Annotated in this window: 10 protein-coding genes and 2 pseudogenes; 3 read left to right on the forward strand and 9 right to left on the reverse strand. The window is 71.5% G+C overall.

The annotated features are described in order from the left end of the window. Positions 1-95 precede the first annotated feature (95 nt). Positions 96-2,714, forward strand: a complete 2,619-nt coding sequence (locus ABIE67_RS31995; protein ID WP_370264858.1) for a glycosyltransferase family 1 protein — start codon at positions 96-98, stop codon at positions 2,712-2,714. A 25-nt stretch (positions 2,715-2,739) separates the two neighbouring features. Here the strand turns inward: ABIE67_RS31995 and ABIE67_RS32000 are convergent, their stop codons facing one another. The 8 genes from ABIE67_RS32000 to ABIE67_RS32035 all read right to left on the reverse strand — a co-directional run bounded on the left by ABIE67_RS32000 (position 2,740) and on the right by ABIE67_RS32035 (position 17,053). Continuing rightward, positions 2,740-3,252 carry a DUF1990 family protein gene (locus ABIE67_RS32000; RefSeq protein ID WP_370264859.1) on the reverse strand — a complete coding sequence of 171 codons (513 nt, stop codon included), beginning with the start codon at positions 3,250-3,252 and terminating at the stop codon, positions 2,740-2,742. A gap of 71 nt (positions 3,253-3,323) precedes the next feature. Further along, positions 3,324-4,988, reverse strand: coding sequence for a M4 family metallopeptidase (locus ABIE67_RS32005; protein ID WP_370264860.1), 1,665 nt, complete (start codon positions 4,986-4,988; stop codon positions 3,324-3,326). A gap of 209 nt (positions 4,989-5,197) precedes the next feature. Continuing rightward, positions 5,198-7,264: a M4 family metallopeptidase gene (locus ABIE67_RS32010; protein ID WP_370264861.1), complete on the reverse strand. Its 2,067-nt coding sequence runs from the start codon at positions 7,262-7,264 to the stop codon at positions 5,198-5,200. 362 nt (positions 7,265-7,626) lie between these two features. Continuing rightward, a complete protein-coding gene (locus ABIE67_RS32015; protein WP_370264862.1) occupies positions 7,627-9,672 on the reverse strand; it encodes an NAD(+) synthase in 2,046 nt (681 codons plus the stop codon). A gap of 53 nt (positions 9,673-9,725) precedes the next feature. Next, positions 9,726-11,477, reverse strand: a complete 1,752-nt coding sequence (locus tag ABIE67_RS32020; RefSeq protein ID WP_370269136.1) for an ABC transporter ATP-binding protein — start codon at positions 11,475-11,477, stop codon at positions 9,726-9,728. 134 nt (positions 11,478-11,611) lie between these two features. Next, positions 11,612-13,333: an ABC transporter transmembrane domain-containing protein gene (locus tag ABIE67_RS32025; protein WP_370269138.1), complete on the reverse strand. Its 1,722-nt coding sequence runs from the start codon at positions 13,331-13,333 to the stop codon at positions 11,612-11,614. A gap of 55 nt (positions 13,334-13,388) precedes the next feature. After that, positions 13,389-15,242, reverse strand: a complete 1,854-nt coding sequence (locus ABIE67_RS32030; protein ID WP_370264863.1) for an ABC transporter ATP-binding protein — start codon at positions 15,240-15,242, stop codon at positions 13,389-13,391. Further along, complete coding sequence (locus ABIE67_RS32035) at positions 15,239-17,053, reverse strand: ABC transporter ATP-binding protein (protein ID WP_370264864.1); 1,815 nt, start codon at positions 17,051-17,053, stop codon at positions 15,239-15,241. Before ABIE67_RS32035 ends, ABIE67_RS32030 begins: the two co-directional genes overlap by 4 nt. A 210-nt stretch (positions 17,054-17,263) precedes the next feature. Between ABIE67_RS32035 and ABIE67_RS32040 the strand changes: the two are divergent. Beyond that, positions 17,264-17,512: pseudogene (locus ABIE67_RS32040) on the forward strand (ATP-binding cassette domain-containing protein); the annotation flags it as partial. After that, positions 17,478-17,765 (forward strand): annotated as a pseudogene (locus ABIE67_RS32045) (response regulator transcription factor); the annotation flags it as partial. The pseudogenes ABIE67_RS32040 and ABIE67_RS32045, both read left to right, overlap by 35 nt. Here the strand turns inward: ABIE67_RS32045 and ABIE67_RS32050 are convergent. Continuing rightward, on the reverse strand, positions 17,762-19,183 hold the full coding sequence (locus ABIE67_RS32050; protein WP_370264865.1) for a sulfatase: 1,422 nt from the start codon (positions 19,181-19,183) through the stop codon (positions 17,762-17,764). The pseudogene ABIE67_RS32045 and the gene ABIE67_RS32050 overlap by 4 nt on opposite strands. Positions 19,184-19,284 lie beyond the last annotated feature (101 nt).

The raw sequence follows: 19,284 nt of genomic DNA on the forward strand, positions 1-19,284 counted from the left end.
ACCCCCAACGACCCCGCGGTAACCACTACCGTCGACATTGACGACGGGACGCACACCGCGGTGCGTCCCCTTCCACACGCCAGACGAGGTGGCAAGTGAAGGCGATCCGTCGATTCACCGTCCGACCCGTCCTCCCGGAACCCCTCCGGCCGCTCAGCGAGCTCGCGCGCAATCTGCGCTGGTCGTGGCACACGGAGACCCGCGATCTCTTCCAGTCCGTCGACCCCGAGGGTTGGGCCGCCTCGGGCAACGACCCCGTACGGCTGCTGGGCCGCGTGCCGCCCGGGCGGCTCGCCGAGCTGGCCGAGGACCGCGGCTTCCTGCGCCGGCTGACCGCCGTGGCCGGTGACCTCGACGACTACGTCACCGGCACCCGCTGGTACCAGGAGCAGTCCGCCGAACTCCCCGCCGCCGTCGCCTACTTCTCACCCGAGTTCGGCATCACGGCCGCCCTGCCCCAGTACTCCGGCGGCCTCGGCATCCTCGCCGGCGACCACCTCAAGGCGGCCAGCGACCTCGGCGTACCCCTCATCGGGGTCGGGCTGCTGTACCGGCACGGCTACTTCCGCCAGACCCTGTCCCGCGACGGCTGGCAGCAGGAGCACTACCCGCTCCTGGACCCCCACGAACTGCCGCTCGCCCTTCTGAAGGAACCCGACGGCACCCCCGCCCAGGTCTCCCTCGCCCTGCCCGGCGGCAGGTCGCTGCACGCCCGCGTCTGGCTGGCCCAGGTCGGCCGGGTGCCGCTGCTGATGCTCGACTCGGACGTCGAGGAGAACGACCTCGGCGAACGCGGGGTGACCGACCGGCTCTACGGTGGCGGCAGCGAGCACCGGCTGCTGCAGGAGATGCTGCTGGGTATAGGGGGAGTGCGGGCGGTCCGGACGTACTGCCGGCTGAGCGGCCACCCCGAACCCGAGGTCTTCCACACCAACGAGGGCCACGCCGGGTTCCTCGGCCTGGAGCGGATCGCCGAACTCTGCGCCGAGGGGCTGGACTTCGACTCGGCGCTGGAGGCCGTCCGCGCCGGCACGGTCTTCACCACCCACACGCCCGTCCCGGCCGGCATCGACCGCTTCGACCGCGAGCTGGTCGCCCACCACTTCGGCCCCGCCGCCGAGCTCCCCACCATCGAGGTCGGCCGCATCCTCCAGCTCGGCATGGAGACCTACCCCGGCGGCGAACCGAACCTCTTCAACATGGCCGTGATGGGCCTGCGGCTGGGCCAGCGGGCGAACGGGGTCTCCCTCCTCCACGGCAACGTCAGCCGCGAGATGTTCTCGGGACTCTGGCCGGGATTCGACCCCGACGAGGTCCCCATCACCTCGGTCACCAACGGCGTCCACGCCCCGACCTGGGTCGCCCCCGAGGTCTTCCGCCTCGGCGCCCGCCAGATCGGCGGCCGGCGCACCGAGGACGCGATGACCGTCGGCGGCTCGGACCGCTGGGACGCCGTCGGGGAGATCCCGGACCAGGACATCTGGGAGCTGCGACGGGTGCTGCGCGAGCAGCTGGTGCAGGAGGTGCGGGAGCGGCTGCGCGTGTCGTGGCGTCAACGCGGCGCAGGGACAGCCGAGTTGGGCTGGATCGACGGAGTCCTGGACCCCGACGTCCTGACGATCGGATTCGCGCGCAGGGTCCCGTCGTACAAGCGCCTCACCCTCATGCTCCGTGACCGCGACCGCCTGATGGACCTCCTCCTGCACCCGGAGCGCCCGATCCAGATCGTGGTCGCGGGCAAGGCGCACCCGGCGGACGACGGCGGCAAGCGCCTGGTCCAGGAGCTGGTGAGGTTCGCCGACGACCCACGGGTCCGGCACCGCATCGTGTTCCTGCCGGACTACGGCATGGCGATGGCACAGAAGCTGTACCCCGGCTGCGACATCTGGCTGAACAATCCCCTGCGCCCCCTGGAGGCCTGCGGCACCTCCGGCATGAAGGCGGCCCTGAACGGCTGCCTCAACCTCTCCGTCCTGGACGGCTGGTGGGACGAGTGGTTCCAGCCCGACTTCGGCTGGGCCATCCCCACGGCGGACGGCACCGGCACGGACCCCGACCACCGCGACGACATAGAGGCGGCGGCGCTCTACGACCTGCTGGAACAGCGCGTCACCCCCCGCTTCTACGAAAAGGGCCAGGACGGCCTCCCCGACCGCTGGATCGAGATGGTCCGCCAGACCCTGACCCTCCTCGGCCCGAAGGTCCTGGCGGGCAGGATGGTCCGCGAGTACGTGGAGCGCCTCTACACCCCGGCCGCGCACGCTCACCGGGCGATGACCCCGGACGCGGCGCGCGAACTGGCGGGCTGGAAGACGCGGGTGCGGTCCGCCTGGCACGGCGTCACGGTCGACCACGTCGAGACATCGGCGGCGACCCCCACCGCGGAACTCGGCTCGACGCTCAGTCTCCGGGTGCGGGTGGGACTGGGCGACCTGGGACCGGAGGACGTGGAGGTCCAGGCGGTCTCGGGCCGTGTGGACTCCCAGGACCGCATCGCGGATGCCTCGACGGTGCCGCTGAAGCCGGTGGGCAGCCCGGACGCGGAGGGGCGGTGGGTCTACGAGGGCCCGCTGGCCCTGGACCGGACGGGACCGTACGGGTACACGGTGCGGATCCTGCCGGCGCATCGGCTGCTGGCGTCGGGGGCGGAGCTGGGATTGGTGGCGGTGCCTTCGGAGGGGGTGGGGGAAGAGGCGGGAGTGCTGATGCGGTGACGCCTCGGGAGGGCCGGGGTGTCCCTCAGCTCTCCCCCAACTCGCGCTCGCACAGCTGTCGCAACACGTTGCCGCACCGCCGCGCATACGCGTGCTGCAGGCCGCGCGTCGCCGGTCCGCCCGCCCGGGCGTACCACTTGGCCGCGCGGCTGAAGGCGTTCACGGTCAGCCACACCGTGCCGTCCCCCGTGCGGTCCACGATGAAGGACTCCTCGCCGCACTCCGGATGACCGGAAAGCGTCCCGTAGGCCCAGCCGACGCGCCGGTGCTCCTGGGCCGTCCAGACCACCCGGCACGGGGCCTTGATCAGGCCGGCGAGGGTGACCGTGACGTCGACGTCGGGGGCCGCGCGGTCGGCGGACGCGTCGATGCCGACGCCCAGCGCGCGGTGCATCTCCCAGGTCATGACCGCTTCGGCGGCTCTGCGGAAGACCTCCTCGCCCTCGCCTATGCGGGAGCGCACATGGAGGGGGTGGAAGCCGGGCGGGCAGAAGCCGTTCTCCCGGGTCGCGCCGACGGCGTCGTACGTGAAGGACATGAGGCCCAAGCGTAGGGCGGCACCCGGGGATGCCTTCGTCCCGGGTGCCGCCCTTGTCGGCTGCGCCTGTGTCAGCTGACGTTGACCGCCGACCACGCGGCCGCCACAGCCTTGTACTCCGTGCTGGTGGTGCCGCCGTACAGGGCGGACGCCGCGTTCAGGGTCGCCGTGCGGGCGGCCTTGTAGTTGGTCGTCGACGTCATGTACTCGGTCAGGGCCTTGTACCAGATCGCGGCGGCCTTGGCGCGGCCGATGCCGGTGACCGTGGAGGCGTTGGACGTCGGGGAGTTGTAGCTCACCCCGTTGATCGTCTTGGCGCCGCTGCCCTCCGAGAGGAGGTAGAAGAAGTGGTTCGCCGGGCCGGACGAGTAGTGGACGTCCAGGCCGCCGAGGGACGACGACCAGCTGTCGGCCGACGCGCCGTCCTTGCTGGGCTTGTCCATGTAGCGCAGCGGGGTGCCGTCGCCGTTGATGTCGATCTTCTCGCCGATGAGGTAGTCGCCCACGTCGCTGGAGTTCGCCGCGTAGAACTCCACCGCCGTGCCGAAGATGTCGGAGGTGGCTTCGTTCAGGCCGCCCGACTCGCCGGAGTAGTTCAGGCCCGCCGTGTTCGAGGTGACGCCGTGCGTCATCTCGTGGCCGGCCACGTCGAGCGACGTCAGGGGCTTGGTGTTGCCCTCGCCGTCGCCGTACGTCATGCAGAAGCAGCTGTCGTCCCAGAACGCGTTGACGTAGGCGTTGCCGTAGTGGACGCGCGAGTAGGCGGCCTTGCCGTCGTTCTTGATGCCGCTGCGGCCGAAGGTGCTCTTGTAGAAGTCCCAGGTGACCTGGGCGCCGTAGGCGGCGTCGACGGCGGCCGTCTGGTCGCTGGAGGAGCTGGAGGCGGCGCCGGTGCCCCACGTGTCGTCCGCGTCGGTGAACAGGGTGCCCGCGGAGGAGCTGGTGCTGCGGGCCTTGTTGTACGTCTTGTGGCCGCCGCGTCCGCCGTCGGTGAGGCTGTACGTCGAACCCGACAGGGTCGTGCCGAGGGTGACCGTGCCCGAGTAGAGGCTCTTGCCGCTGCCGGTCTCGATGCCCTGGTACTCGAACAGCTTCTCGCCGGTGGCCGCGTCGGTGATGACGTGCAGCTCGTTCGGGGTGCCGTCCTCCTGGAGGCCGCCGACGACCGTCTCGTACGCCAGGGTCGGCTTGCCGTCGGCCGCCCAGATCACCTTGCGGGGCGCCTGGTCCGCCGCGGTCTTCTCCGAGCCGGCCGCCTTGGCCAGCTTCACGGCCTGGCCCTCGGCCTTGGCCGCGCTGACGGCCGGCTTGAGCGAGGCGACCTTGATGGTGGCCTTCGTCGCTCTGGTGACGCCCTTGGTCGCGCCGGCCGCCGACTCGTGGACGACCAGGTCGCCGCCGAGGACGGGCAGGCCGGCGTAGGTCCGCTCGTAGCGGGTGTGGACCGTGCCGTCGGCGTCCTTGACGACGTCCTTGACGACCAGCTTCTCCTGGGCGCCGAGGCCTATCGCGTCGGCGGTCCCGGCCGCCTCGGCCTGCTGGTCCTTGATGAGCGCGGTGCGCGCCGCGGGGGCGAGCGCGACCGGCGCGGCGAGCGGGGTGACCTTGGTGCCGGCGTCGACGGGGGTGGCGGCCGAAGTGCCGGTGGTCAGACCGGTGGTGAGCAGGGCTCCGGCCGCGACGGCGGTGGCGATGGCCAGAGTGGTGCGCTTGTGACGCGCGTAGAGGGGGGTCACACGAGCTCCTTATGTGGGGGAAGTGCTGTGGTGCTTGTGCGGCGGTGCAAGGAGAGTGACACCTGGGGCGCGTACATGTCAGGAGGGGGTGGTGATGTTGGCCAAAACTTGACTGTCCGGTAAATGTTTCGGAAATGTGAACGGGCGCCGTCCCGGCGGGAGTTGAACCCACTGAGACGACGCCCTGTCCTGGGCAGGCCGGAACGGGCCTACGGGAAGGTCAGCTTCCAGCTGTTGATGTAACCGGTGTCGATGGCCGCGTTGTCCTGGACGCGCAACTGCCAGACGCCGTTGGCGACTTCGGAGGACGCGTTCACCGTGTACGTGGTGTTCAGGTTGTCCGTGCTGCCGCCGGTGCCGTACGCCTTCAGCGTGTACGCCGTGCCGTCGGGCGCGACCAGGTCCACCTTGAGGTCACCGATGTAGGTGTGGACGATGTCCACGGCGACCTGGAGGTTGGAAGGCGCGTTACCGGTCCGCCCGGAGACGGTGATCGGCGAGGTGACCGCCGCGCCCCTGTCCGGAATCGACACGTCGGTTCCGCTCTCGAAGGACGTACCGCCGCCACCGCCGCCGCCGTCGGAGCGCGCGCCCACGTTGACGCCCGCCCAGGCGTCCTGGACCGCCTTGTACTCGGGGCTCGTGGTGCCGTACAGCTCACCGGTCGCCGCGAGGGTGCCGGTGCGGGCGGCCGCGTAGTTGGTCGTGGAGGTGAACTTGGTGGTCAGCGCGCGGAACCAGATCTTCTCCGCCTTGTCCCGGCCGATGCCGGTGACCGGAAGGTTGTCCGAGGTGGGCGAGTTGTAGGTGACACCGTTGATGGTCTTGGTGCCACTGCCCTCGGACAGGAGGTAGAAGAAGTGGTTCGCCGGGCCCGACGAGTAGTGCACGTCGATCGAGCCGATGCCCGAGTACCAGGCGTCCTTGGACGAGCCGTCCTTGCTCGGCTTGTCCATGTAGCGCAACGGGGTGCCGTCGCCGTTGATGTTGATCTCCTCGCCGATGAGGTAGTCACCGACGTCGGAGGAGTTGTTGGCGTAGAACTCGACGGTCGAGCCGAAGATGTCGGAGGTGGCCTCGTTCAGGCCGCCGGACTCGCCGGAGTAGTTCAGGCCCGCGGTGTTGGAGGTGAGCCCGTGGGTCATCTCGTGCGCGGCCACGTCGATCGACGTCAGCGGGTTGGCATTGCCCGAGCCGTCGCCGTACGTCATGCAGAAGCAGCTGTCGGACCAGAACGCGTTGACGTAGTTGTTGCCGTAGTGGACCCGGGAGTACGCGCCGACGCCATCGCCGCGGATGCCGCTGCGCCCGTGCACGTTCTTGTAGTAGTCCCAGGTCAGCGCGGCACCGTAGTGTGCGTCGGCGCCCGCGGACTCCAGGTTGGACGGGCTGCCGTTGCCCCAGACGTCGTCCGGGCCGGAGAAGAGGGTGCCGGTGCCGGAGGTGCCGCGGTTCAGGTTGTACGTCTTGTGGTTGCCGCGCGCGCCGTCCGTGAGGTTGTACGTCGAACCGGACTGCGTCGTCGTGAGGTTGACCGTGCCGGAGTACACCGTGTTGCCGGTGCCGGTCTCGATCGCCTCCCACTCGTACAGCTTCTCGCCCGTGGTGGCGTCCGTGATGACGTGCAGTTCCTGCGGGGTGCCGTCGTGCTGGAAGCCGCCGACGACCGTCTCGTACGCCACGGTCGGCTCGCCGTTCGCGGCCCAGATCACCTTGCGGGGAGCCCGGTTGACGTCGGGGCTCTTGGCCTTCTCCGCCTTCGCCGCGGCCAGCGCCTGCTTCTCCGCCTTCGCGGCGGAGACGGCGGCGGTCGTGGTGGCCGGCCTGATGGCGGCGCGGGTCGCCTTGACGACGTCCTTGGTCGTGCCGGACTTCGTGGTCTCGACGACCAGGTCACCGCCGAGGACGGGCAGACCGTCGTACGTCCGCTCGTAGCGGGTGTGGACCGTGCCGTTGCCGTCCTTGACGACATCACGGACGACCAGCTTCTCCTTGGCGCCGAGGCCCAGGTCCTTGGCGGTGTCCGCCTTGCTGGCGTTGGCCTCGCGTATCAGCGCGGCGCGCTGGGCGGGGGACAGCTTGACGGACTCGGCGCCCGGTATGACCTTGCCCGCGGCCGACGGTGCCTTCTCCGGGGCTGCGGTGGCGGCGCCCGACTGGACGGCCGCGGCGATCAGGGCGGCGACGCCGACGAGGGCGACGGCCGCGGCACGGCGGGGCGCCGTGGGGCGACGAGTGGCGTGGGGGGTGCGTCTGTGGGAGGAACTGTCTCTCAACACTGACTCCTTCTGCGCGGCCGCGGATCACGCGGCCAGGGGAGACCGGCCGGCGGGTGGGCCGTCCGGGCAGAGCGAGGTAGTACGCAGAACGACGTGCGCGTGCTGGAACGGACGTGCGCGTGCGGGAGTTCGGCCGCGGGCACCGCCGTGTGACGGTGCTGTGGGGTTGCTGTGTCGCGGCCGTGGGAAGAGTGGCAGGTGACTGCGGTTTCTGTCAGGGCCGCGTCAGAAAGTTGGCCGGAAATCGTTCGTTGTCCGGGAGTTCATGTTCGGTATACGGACCGGAACGCTGGAGGCCCACACCACCCCGTACGGGATGATGTGGGCCCCGGTGCCGACGCGCGTCCCGGCCGTACCGTCTACTCCCCGCCGCCCGGCGCGTCGAAGCGCTCGAGATCCCGCAACCAGGCATGCGCCGTACCGTCGGACGGCGCCCGCCAGTCGCCGCGCGGGGAGAGGGAACCGCCGGCCGAGACCTTCGGCCCGTTCGGCATGGCCGAGCGCTTGAACTGTGCGAACGCGAAGAAGCGACGGCAGAAGACCTCCAGCCAGCGCCGGATCTCCGCCAGGTCGTACGCCACCCGCTTGGCCTCGGGGAAGCCCGGCGGCCATGCGCCCGCCTCCGGGTCGTGCCAGGCGTGCCAGGCCAGGAAGGCGATCTTCGACGGCCGGAAGCCGTAGCGCAGGACCTGGAAGAGCGTGAAGTCGTGCAGCGCGTACGGGCCGATCTTCGACTCCGTCGACTGCATCTCCTCGCCCGGCACCAGCTCCGGGCTGATCTCCGTGTCGAGGATCGCGGCCAGCGTCCGTCCGGTCTCCTCGTCGAACTGCTCGCTGCCGATGACCCAGCGGATCAGATGCTGGATCAGCGTCTTCGGCACACCGGAGTTGACGTTGTAGTGGCTCATCTGGTCGCCCACGCCGTACGTGGACCAGCCCAGCGCCAGCTCCGACAGGTCGCCGGTGCCGAGGACGATGCCGCCGCGCTGGTTGGCGAGGCGGAACAGGTAGTCGGTGCGCAGACCGGCCTGCACGTTCTCGAAGGTGACGTCGTACACCGGCTCGCCGGACGCGAACGGGTGGCCCATCTCCTTGAGCATCAGCCGCGCGGTCGGCGTGATGTCCAGCTCGGCCGCGGTGACGCCGAGCGAGTTCATCAGCTTGTGGGCGTTGTCCTTGGTGTGGTCGCTGGTGGCGAAGCCGGGCAGGGTGAAGGCCAGGATGTCGCTGCGCGGACGGCCCGCGCGGTCCATCGCCCGGGCGGCGACGATCAGCGCGTGCGTGGAGTCCAGGCCCCCGGACACCCCGATGACCACCTTCGGGCCGCCGATCGCCGCCAGCCGCTGCTGGAGGCCCGCGACCTGGATGTTGTACGCCTCGTAGCAGTCCAGGGCGAGCCGGTCGGCGTCGGCCGGCACGAACGGGAACCGCTCCACCCGGCGCCTGAGCCCCAGGTCCGTCGCCGGCGGGTCGAGCCGGAACCGCACCCGCCGGAAGTCACCGGTGCGCCCGGCATGCGTGCGGCGGTTGTCGTCGAACGTGCCCATCCGCTGCCGCTCCTGCCGCAGCAGATCCAGATCGACGTCGGCGACCGCGAACTGGTCGTCGAGCGCGAAGCGGTCCGTCTCGGCCAGCAGGGCGCCGTTCTCGTAGATCATGGTCTGCCCGTCCCAGGACAGGTCCGTGGTCGACTCGCCCAGACCCGCCGCCGAGTAGACGTACGCCGCGAGGCAGCGCGAGGACGCCGACCGGCACAGCAGGCGCCGGTCCTCGGCCCGGCCGACCGTGATCGGGCTGCCCGAGAGATTGGCGAGCACGGTCGCGCCGGCCAGGGCGGCCTCCGCGCTCGGCGGCACCGGCACCCACATGTCCTCGCAGATCTCCGCGTGCACCACGAGACCGGGGACGTCCTCCGCCTCGAACAGCAGGTCCACGCCGAACGGCACCTCCGCGCCGCCGACCCGGATCGTCCCGCCCCGCTCGTCCTCACCCGAGGCGATCTGCCGCCGCTCGTAGAATTCGCGGTAGTTCGGCGGGTACGACTTCGGCGCCACGCCCAGGATCCGGCCGCGGTGCACGACCACCGCGCAGTTGTAGATCCGGTGGCGATGGCGCAGCGGGGCGCCCACGACCAGCACCGGAAGCAGGTCGGCCGACCCGGCGACGACGACCTGGAGCGCCTCCTCCACCTCGTCGAGCACCGCGTCCTGGAGCAGCAGGTCCTCGATCGAGTAGCCGGTCAGGCCCAGCTCGGGAAAGACGGCGACGGCCACCCCCTCCCGCGCGCACCGGCGCGCCTGCCGCAGAGCCGCTTCCGCGTTGGCGTGCGGGTCGGCGATGACGGTGTGGCCCGTACACGCGGCGACCCGCGCGAAGCCGTGCTGGTAGATCGACCAGAAGTTCAACGGACTTCCCCAGGAGAAGCGGACAGTACTGTCACCGAGCATAGATCGCCTGATCAGGCCGGTGCCGTTCCGGGCGAGGCGGGCCGCTCCCCGTGCCAGGACCCCCACAGCGCCGCGTACGCCCCGCCCGCCGCGACCAGCTCGTCATGGGTGCCCAGCTCCGTGAGCCGGCCGTTCTCCATCACGGCCACCCGGTCCGCGTCGTGCGCGGTGTGCAGACGGTGCGCGATGGCGATGACCGTACGGTCCTGGAGCACGGCGGCCAGGGCGCGCTCGGTGTGCCGGGCCGTCGTCGGGTCGAGCAGCGCCGTCGCCTCGTCGAGGATCAGGGTGTGCGGGTCGGCCAGCACCACGCGCGCGAGGGCCAGCTGCTGGGCCTGCGAGCCGTCCGTACGAAAGCCTCCGTCGCCCAGCGCCGTGTCGAGGCCGTCCGGCAGCAGCCGTACCCAGCCGTCGGCGCCGACCGCGGTGAGGGCGGCCCACACCTGCTCGTCCGTGGCGGACGGCTCGGCGATACGGAGGTTGTCGCGGACCGTGCCGAGGAAGACATGGTGCTCCTGGGTGACCAGGACGACCTGGCGGCGCAGCTGCTCCGGGCCGAGCGACACGACCGGCACACCGCCGACCGTCACCGATCCGGCGGTCGGCGCGTCCACGCCCGCCAGCAGCCTGCTCAACGTCGTCTTCCCGGCTCCGGACGGGCCGACCACCGCCAGGCGTTCCCCCGGCCGCACGGTCAGGTCGACATCGCTGAGGACCTCGCCGCCGCGGTCGTAGGCGTAGCGCACGCCGGTCACTTCGATCAGGTCGTCCGCCGGGGCGGGGGAGTCGGCGTCGGTGGCCCTCGGGGCGCGCGCCAGCCCCTCAACGCGGGCGAACGAGGCGCCGCTGCTCTGCAGTTGCTCGATCCGCATCAGGATCTCGTCCAGCGGCTCGCTCAGCCGTTGCAGATACAGGGCGGCCGCCACGACCTCGCCCAGGCTCAACGCGCCCCGCTCCAGCAGCACGCCGCCGAGCAGCAGGACCGTCGCGACCGGGACGACGTACGACACCTCCACGGCCGGGAAGAAGACGGTGCGCAGGAAGAGGGTGTGGAAGCGGGTCCGCCGGGACGTCTCCAGCGCGTCCCGGCTCGCCGTCACCCGCCGCTGTTCGAGACGCAGCGCCTCCACCGTGCGGGCGCCGGTCGCGGTCGCCGCGAGGATCTCCGCGACGTCCGAGGTGGCCGCGCCCTCGGCGAGATAGCCGGCGCGTGCCCGGCGCAGATACCAGCGCAGCGCCCACCAGATGCCGCCGAAGCCGAGCACTCCGCAGAGGCCGAGCAGGGGGTCCAGGGTGACCACCGCGGCCAGCAGGAACAGCGCCTGTACCGAGCTGATGAGCAGCTCCGGGCCGACGTCGCGCAGGGTGGTGCCGACGACGGCGACGTCAGCGGTGCCGCGTGCGGTGAGGTCGCCGGCCCCGGCGCGCTCCACGACGTTGGCGGGGAGGGCGAGGGTGCGGTCCACGAAGTCCTCGCGGACGCGGGCGAGGGTGCGTTCGCCGAAGCGGTGGCCTACGTAGCGGGCCCAGCGGGCCAGCAGCAGCTGGGCTGCGGCGGCTATCAGGATGGCCAGGGCGAGTTTGTCCACGGCCGTCACGCCGTGGCCGGCGCGGACCTCGTCGATGATGCGGCCCACCAGCCAGGGGCTGGCGAGGCCGGCGATCGCTGCGAGGGAGTTGAGGGCGAGGGTGGCTGTGAAGGCTTTGGCATCGGCTCGGATCAGGCGGGTGGTGGCTTTGCGGACGTCTCGGGGTTCGGCGATGGGGAGGTGACCCGGCGCGTTCGATTCTGCGGCGACGAGCTCGGGACCTCGGGTGGTTTGCCGTGTGCGGGTGCGGGTGCGTCGTGGCTTGTCACGCAGTTCCCCGCGCCCCTGGGGGCGGCGTTGTCGTGCCGTCAACTCATGACCTCCTCGGCGTCCTCGTCCCGGGCCACCAACGCCCGGTAGCCCGGCTCCCCGTCCAGCAGTTCGCGGTGGCTGCCCGTGGCCGCCACCTTGCCGTCGACCAGGAAGTGGACCGTGTCCGCCTGGTCCAGGAGCAAGGGGGACGTCGTCGTGACCACCGTCGTGCGGCCCCGCCGCGCCGTGTGCAGGCGTTCCGCGACCCTGGCCTCGGTGTGGGCGTCCAGGGCCGACGTCGGCTCCACGGCCAGCAGGACCTCCGGGTCGGCCAGCAACGCGCGGACCAGGCGGACGCGTTGGCGTTGGCCGCCGGAGAGGTTGCGGGCCTGGGCGTCGATCGGGGTGTCGAGGCCGTCGGGCAGGCCCCGGACGACGTCCTCGGCGACGGCCGTGTACACGGCCCGCGTGATCGCCGACTCGTCCAGGTCGTCCTGGTCCGCGTGGCCGGCGATCAGCTCCCGCAGCGTGCCCGCGAACAGGTCGGCCTCGTGGTCGGCGACCAGAATGCGGGCTCTGAGCTGCGGTAACGCGATCTCGGCCAGGGGTACGTCACCCCACGTCGCCGAGGACGGGACGTAGCGGCCGAGGCGGTCGACGACGGCCGTGGCGTCGGCCGGCAGCGCGGCGGCCAGTGCGGTCAGGCGGCCCGGCAGCACCCGTACGCCGGACTCGGGGTCGTGCAGCGCCGCCGGTTCCGCGGGGGCGTCCCGGGTGCCGGTGTCGGCCATCGGCTCCAGCCGCAGGAACCGTACGACCCGCCGGGCGGCCACGAGTGCGCGGGAGACCTGGTAGACGAACTCGACCACGAAGGCGACCGGGCGGACCAGGACCGCCACATAGCCGTAGACCGAGACCAACTCGCCCACGGTGATGGCGCCCTGGGCGGCCAGCCGGGCCGCCAGCCAGGTCACCACCGCCAGGAACAGGGTCGGCAGCCCCACCCCGAGCGCCTGCACCCAGCTGGTCACCGACCCGACCCGGTAGCCCTGCGCGCGCAGCCGCTGCGAGTCGCGGTGGAAGGCGTCGGAGACGAGGTCCTTGCCGCCGAGGCCGTTGAGGACGCGCAGCCCGCCCGCGAGGTCGGCGATCCGGGCGGTCAGGACGCTCTGCCGCTCCCGGTACTCCGTCTCCGTGCCCTGCAACCGCCCGAGCAGCGGCCCGACCAGCACGGCGATCGCCGGCATCCCGAGCAGCACCACCACCGCGATCGGCACCGAGACCGACACCAGCATGACCGCCACCGCGAGGTAGGCGACGATCGCGCCGAAGCCGGGGCCGATGACGGTCAGGGAGTTGCTGATCGTGTGGACGTCGCCGACACCGATGGTGACGACCTCGCCCGCCCCGATCCGGCGCGGCAGGGCGGCACCCAGCCGGACCGACTGCCCGACGAGGACCTTGGTGGTGCGGAAGAGGGCGTCCATCCGCACCCGCGTCATCGTGCGGTGCCGCATGATGCTCAGCCAGGCGTTGAACACGTGCACCCCGGCCAGCGCACCCGTCCACGCGGCCAGCGCCGCGTAGTCACCGGGCGCCAGGCCCTCGTCCACGGCGCGCGAGAGCAGATACGGGGCGGCCGCCAGCAGCACCATCCAGACGGCGGAGATCAGGGAGCCGAGCGCGGACCGCCCCGCCTGCTGGGTGACCAGCCACCACAGATACCGGGCGCCGCCGCGACAGTCGGCCTCGCCCGGATCCTCGTACGCGTCGATCATCGTTCCCCCGTGCCCCGTCCTCGTCATCCGTCTCCGCCTACGCCTGCTGCCGCGCCTACGCCAGACTGTCCCGCCACGCCCGGTGCAGATCCGCGAACCTGCCGGTTCCCGCGATGAGTTCGGCCGGTGAGCCGTCCTCGACGATCTGCCCGTGCTCCATGACCAGCACACGGTCCGCGATCTCGACCGTGGACAGGCGGTGGGCGATGACGACCGCCGTACGCCCGTGCAGGACCGTCGACATCGCGCGCTGCACGGCCCGTTCGCCGGGGATGTCGAGCGAGCTGGTCGCCTCGTCGAGGATCAGCACGGCCGGGTCGGCGAGCAGTGCCCGGGCGAACGCGACGAGTTGGCGCTGACCGGCGGAGATACGGCCGCCCCGCTTGCGTACGTCGGTGTCGTAGCCGTCGGGCAGGGAGCTGATGAAGTCGTGCGCGCCGATGGCCTTCGCCGCCTGCTCGATCTCTTCACGGGTGGCGTCCGGGCGCCCGATGGCGATGTTCTCGGCGACCGTGCCGGAGAACAGGAACGCCTCCTGCGTCACCATCACCACCCCGCGCCGCAGTTCGGGCACGGCCAGCTCGCGCAGGTCCACGCCGTCCAGCAGGACCCGGCCGTCGGAGGGGTCGTAGAACCGGGCGAGCAGCTTGGCCAGCGTGGACTTGCCGGCGCCGGTGGAGCCGACGACCGCGACCGTCTGTCCCGCGGGGATCGTGAGGTCGAAGCGGGGCAGCACCTCGCCGCCGGTGCGATAGCCGAACCGCACGCCGTCGAAGACGACCTCGCGGCCGGGGTGCTCCGACTCCAGCGCCGGGAGCTGCCGGGGTGCCGACGGTTCGGGCACGGACGGCGTCTGGGCCAGCAGTCCGGCGATCTTCTCCAGGGAGGCCGCGGCCGACTGGTACGAGTTGAGGAACATGCCGAGCCGGTCGATCGGGTCGTACAGCCGCCGCAGATACAGCACGGCCGCCGCCAGCACACCGAGGGCCAGCGTGTCGCCCGCGACCCGGTAGGCGCCCCACAGCACGATCCCCGCGACCGCGGTGTTGGCGACGAGCCGGGAGCCGACCACATAGCGGGCCATCTCCAGCAGCGCGTCGCCGTTCGTCCGCTCGTGGTGGGTGTTGAGGACCTCGAAGTCGGCGTCGTTGACGTCCTCGCGGCGGAAGGCGCGCACCGGGCGGATGCCGTTCATCGTCTCGACGAACTTCACGATCACGGCGGCGATCGCGGTGGACCGCAGGGTGTACACGCGTGCGGCGCGCCGCCGGTAGAGCCGGACGAGGAGGTACAGCGGCACGAACGAGGCCACCGCGACCGCACCCAGGCCGAGGTCGAGCCACAGCAGCATGGCCGAGATGTAGACGAAGGACAGGATGACGGTCACGAGTTCCTGGAGGCCCTCGTTGAGCAGCTCGCGCAGGGACTCCACGTCCGTGGTGGACCGGGAGATGAGCCGTCCCGAGGTGTAGCGCTCGTGGAAGTCGAGGCTCAGGGCCTGGGCATGGCGGAAGATACGGCCGCGCAGGTCCAGCAGCACGTCCTGGTTGACGCGGGCGGAGAGCAGGATGAACGCGTACTGCAGCACGCCGGAGACCAGCGCGCACAGCAGATAGCCGACGCCGACCGCGATCAGCGGCCCCAGGTCGTCGCGCCGGAACGCCGGTACGGCCGTGTCGATGGCGTACGCCACCAGCAGCGGGCCCGCCTGCACCGCCGCCTGCTGGAGCAGCAGCAGGAGCGTGGTGACGGCGACGCGGGCCTTCATCGGGGTGAGCAGGGAGCGCAGGAGGGCGGCGGTGGCGCCCGGGGGAGTGGGCAGGACGTCGCGGTCGAAGGGGTCGTCCGGCCTGCGGGGTTCCTCGGCCGGCTGGTCCTTGCCCGGTGCGGTGGCGGTCGTCGCCGTCATCGGTCGGCCTCCTCTGTCCCGGCCATGAGGTGGGCGTACTCGGCGTTGCCGCGCAGCAGTTCGTGATGGGTGCCGACGGCGGCGATACGGCCGTCGGAGAGCAGGGCGACGCGGTCCGCGAGCAGCACGGTGGAGGGTCTGTGGGCCACGATCAGGGCGGTCGTCTCCGCGAGCACCTCCCGCAGGGCGGCCTCCACGGCGGCCTCGGTGTGCACGTCGAGGGCGGACAGGGGGTCGTCCAGCACGAGGAACCTGGGCCGGCCGACGACCGCCCGCGCGAGCGCCAGGCGCTGGCGCTGGCCGCCGGAGAGACTGAGGCCCTGTTCGCCCACCTGGGTCTCGGTGCCGTGGGGCAGGTGGTGCGCGAAGTCGGCCTGCGCGACGGCCAGGGCCCGCTCCAACTCGGGCTTTCCGGCACCGTCCGCGGTCCCCATGAGAACGTTGTCCGCGACGCTGGCCGAGAAGAGGGTGGGCTCTTCGAAGGCGACCGCGACGAGTTCGCGCAGCGCTTCCCTGGACATGGCGGTGATGTCGTCGCCGTCGAGGGTGATGCGGCCGGACGTCACCTCGTGGAGGCGGGGGACGAGGGCTGTGAGGGTTGTCTTGCCGCTTCCCGTTGCGCCGACGAGGGCCATGGACTCGCCGGGGCGGATGTGGAGGTCGACGCGGTCGAGGATGGGCGGGGAGTCGGCGGGGGCGTCGGGGTAGCGGAACTGGACGTTGTGGAAGCGAAGTCCGTCGCCCTTGAGGCCCGTCGAGCCGGTGCCCGGCACAGCGGTGGGGGCAGCGGCGGCCGGCTCCTCCGGTACCGCGTCCATCACCTCGAAGTACCGCTCGGTCGCCGTCGCCGCCTCCTGGCTCATTGCCAGGAGGAAGCCGATCGAGTCGACGGGCCAGCGCAGGGCGAGGGCGGTCGAGAGGAAGGCGACCAGGGTGCCCGCCGAGAGGCCGCCGTCCGCCACCTGGACGGTGCCCAGCACCAGCGCCGCCCCGATGGCCACCTCCGGCAGGGTCACGATGACGCCCCAGATCGTCGCCAGCAGCCGGGCCTTGTGCAGCTCTGTGCCGCGCAGGGTCCGTGACAGCTCGCGGAAGGCCCGCGCCTGGCTGCGGTGCCGGCCGAACCCCTTGATGATGCGGATGCCGAGCACGCTCTCCTCGACGACCGTCGTCAGATCGCCGACCTGGTCCTGTGCGCGGCGCGCCACGGAGGCGTACCGCTTCTCGAAGATCACGCAGGTCACCATCACGGGCACGGCCGGGATGAGGATGACCAGCCCCAGCGTCCAGTCCTGGAGCAGCATGATGATCACGCCGACCAGGATCGTCACGCTGTTGACCAGCAGGAACGTCAGGGGAAAGGCGAGGAACATCCGCAGCAGCATCAGATCGGTCGTGCCCCGCGACAGCAACTGCCCCGACGCCCACCGGTCGTGGAACGCCACCGGCAGCCGCTGCAGATGCCGGTACAGATCCGCCCGCATCGCCGCCTCGACCCCCGCCAGCGGCCGCGCCACCAGCCAGCGCCGCAGCCCGAACAGCAACGCCTCCGCGAACCCGAGCAGCAGCAGATACAGCGCCCCGAGCCACACCCCCGCCGGGTCCCGGTCGGCGACGGGCCCGTCCACCATCCACTTCAGGACGAGCGGAATGACCAGCGCCAGACAGGAGGCGACGACGGCCACACCCGCGGCGGTGAACAACCGCACCCGCACGGGCCGCACATACGGCCACAGCCGCAGCAGCGTCCGTACGGCGGATCGGTCGGATCGGGCGGAGCTTTCCTCGGCGGTTGCACGTGTCGTCACCATCATCAGCGAGCCTACGGACCGCCACTGACACTGCCCACCGAGTTTTGGCCGGTCCGCGATCGGCCGCTGGACCTACGACCTGCGTGTTCGAGGGGTCGTACGGAGCCGCCGGGCCGTGGGGGTCCTACGCCGCCGTCAACCGATCGGCCGATGCGCCTTCGAGCGTGACGGCCGATGTGCCGCGCCCCGTCCCGCCGCGACCCTGATGCCATGTCCGTCATCGAAGTCACCGATCTGCGCAAGTCGTACGGCGGCCGGACCGTCGTCGACGGAGTCTCCTTCGCCGTGGAGGAGGGCGAGATCTTCGGGATCCTCGGTCCGAACGGCGCCGGCAAGACCACCACCGTGGAGTGTGTCGAGGGGCTGCGCGTCCCCGACGCCGGCCGCGTCCGGGTGACCGGCCTCGATCCCGTCGCCGACCACGGCCGGGTCGCCCACGTCCTGGGCGCCCGGCTCCAGTCGCGACGAGCTCTTCACGGCGGTCCGGGCCGCCGCCGAGGGCCGCACGGTCCTCTCCCCGGCCGTCGCCTCCCGCCTCGTCTCCGCCGTCCGCACGCCCAGGACGCCCGGCGACGAGCCCCTCTCCACCCGCGAACTCTTCATCAGCGAGGCGACCGTGAAGACCCACCTCATCCACCTGTACGCCAAGCTGGGCGTCAAGGACCGGGCGGCGGCGGTGGCGACGGGGTACGAGCGGGGGATCCTCGGCTAGTCCCGGTACGGCAGCAGGGTGCCGGCGATCTTCTCCCAGGCCGCCTTCAGCTCGGCCAGCAACTCGGGCTTGTCGGGGGCGAGGTCGGCCTGTTCGCGCAGGTCGGCGCCGAGGTCGTAGAGGTGGTCGGTGCCGTCGGCGTCCTGGTAGTACTTCCAGTCGCCGCGCCTGAGGGCCCGGTTGCCCCGCACCCGCCAGAACAGGTCCCGCTCCGGCAGGTGCTCGCCCCGCAACAGATAGGGGGCCAGACTCGTGCCGTCCAGTGGATACGCCGGGTCGGGCCGGGCGCCGCCGAACTCCAGCAGGGTGGCGGTCCAGTCGGGGGAGAAGACCGGCTCGTGGCTGACCTGGTTGCCGTCGAGCCGGGCGGGCCAGCGCACGATCGTCGGCACCCGGATGCCGCCCTCCTGCAGCACGGCCTTCTCCCCGCTCAGCGGCCACAGGTACGACCAGCGCTCACCGCCGTTGTCGCTGGCGAACAGCACCAGGGTGTTCTCCTCCTGCCCGGACCGGAGCAGGGCGTCCAGCACCTCGCCGACGGCCGCGTCCAGGCTCTGCACCATCTCCGTGTACTTCTCGACCGAGCCGCCGTCGTTATGCCGCAGCGCGGTACCGATCTCCGTCTGGTTCTTCGCGTTCCGGATCCTCGCCTCGATCTCGGCACCCGTCTCGGTGTCGCCCTCCGCGAGCCACGGCCAGTGCGGGGTGGTGAAGTTGAGGTTCAGCAGCCACGGCCTGTCGTGGTCCCGTCCGACGTACTCGACCGCCCGCTCGGTCACGACCTCCGTGTAGTAGCGCAGGTCCTTGTAGGCGGCGTCGCCCTCGTAGAGGTCGTACTCGCCGAACTGGCCGAGCTTGGAGAAGTACTCCAGCACGCCGCCGAAGTTGCCGAAGAACTCGTCCCAGCCCGACTTGGTGGGGCTGTAGTCGGGCAGGAAGCCGCAGTGCCACTTGCCGATCAGCGCGGTGGCGTAGCCCGCCCCTTTCAGCAGGGACGCGAGGGTGGGGTGGTTCGGGTCCAGCCCCTGCGACCGGTCGGCGATGGGCTCCGACAGCCCGCCCGGCGTACGGCCCGGATAGCGCCCGGTGTACAGGCTGAACCGGGTCGGCGAGCAGGTCGCCGAGCCGGAGTACGCGTCGGTGAACCGCACGCCCTGCCGGGCCAGCCGGTCCAGGTTCGGGGTCCTGATGTGCGGGGCGCCGTAGGAGGACAGGTCGGCCCAGCCGAGGTCGTCGCCGAGGATGACGAGGATGTTGGGGCGCTTGCCGGAGGCGGCGGGGCGGGCCTTGAAGGGGCGTTCGGCGGGGGCGGCTACTACGGCGTCGGCGGCTTCGGCGGCGGTGGCCGTACCGGCGACGGCGGTCACGGCGCCACCGCCGACGAGACCACCGAAGGCACGGCGGGATATCTCAGGCATGCGCATCAGTCGATCAGCGGGCCCGGCCCTGTGACCAGGGATCGGGCGCGGAGTTCATGGGACTGAAACGCCGCCTCAGCAAACCACCGTCAGCAAACCAC

The organism is Streptomyces sp. V4I8, assembly GCF_041261225.1.
In the GTDB taxonomy this organism is placed as follows: domain Bacteria; phylum Actinomycetota; class Actinomycetes; order Streptomycetales; family Streptomycetaceae; genus Streptomyces.

Bases quoted from the DNA above. Each gene is read 5' to 3' on its own strand.
- ABIE67_RS32030 (WP_370264863.1), bottom strand. From the start codon at position 15,242: ATGACGGCGACGACCGCCACCGCACCGGGCAAGGACCAGCCGGCCGAG.
- ABIE67_RS32025 (WP_370269138.1), bottom strand. From the start codon at position 13,333: ATGATCGACGCGTACGAGGATCCGGGCGAGGCCGACTGTCGCGGCGGC.
- ABIE67_RS32000 (WP_370264859.1), bottom strand. From the start codon at position 3,252: ATGTCCTTCACGTACGACGCCGTCGGCGCGACCCGGGAGAACGGCTTC.
- ABIE67_RS32050 (WP_370264865.1), bottom strand. From the start codon at position 19,183: ATGCCTGAGATATCCCGCCGTGCCTTCGGTGGTCTCGTCGGCGGTGGC.
- ABIE67_RS32035 (WP_370264864.1), bottom strand. From the start codon at position 17,053: ATGGTGACGACACGTGCAACCGCCGAGGAAAGCTCCGCCCGATCCGAC.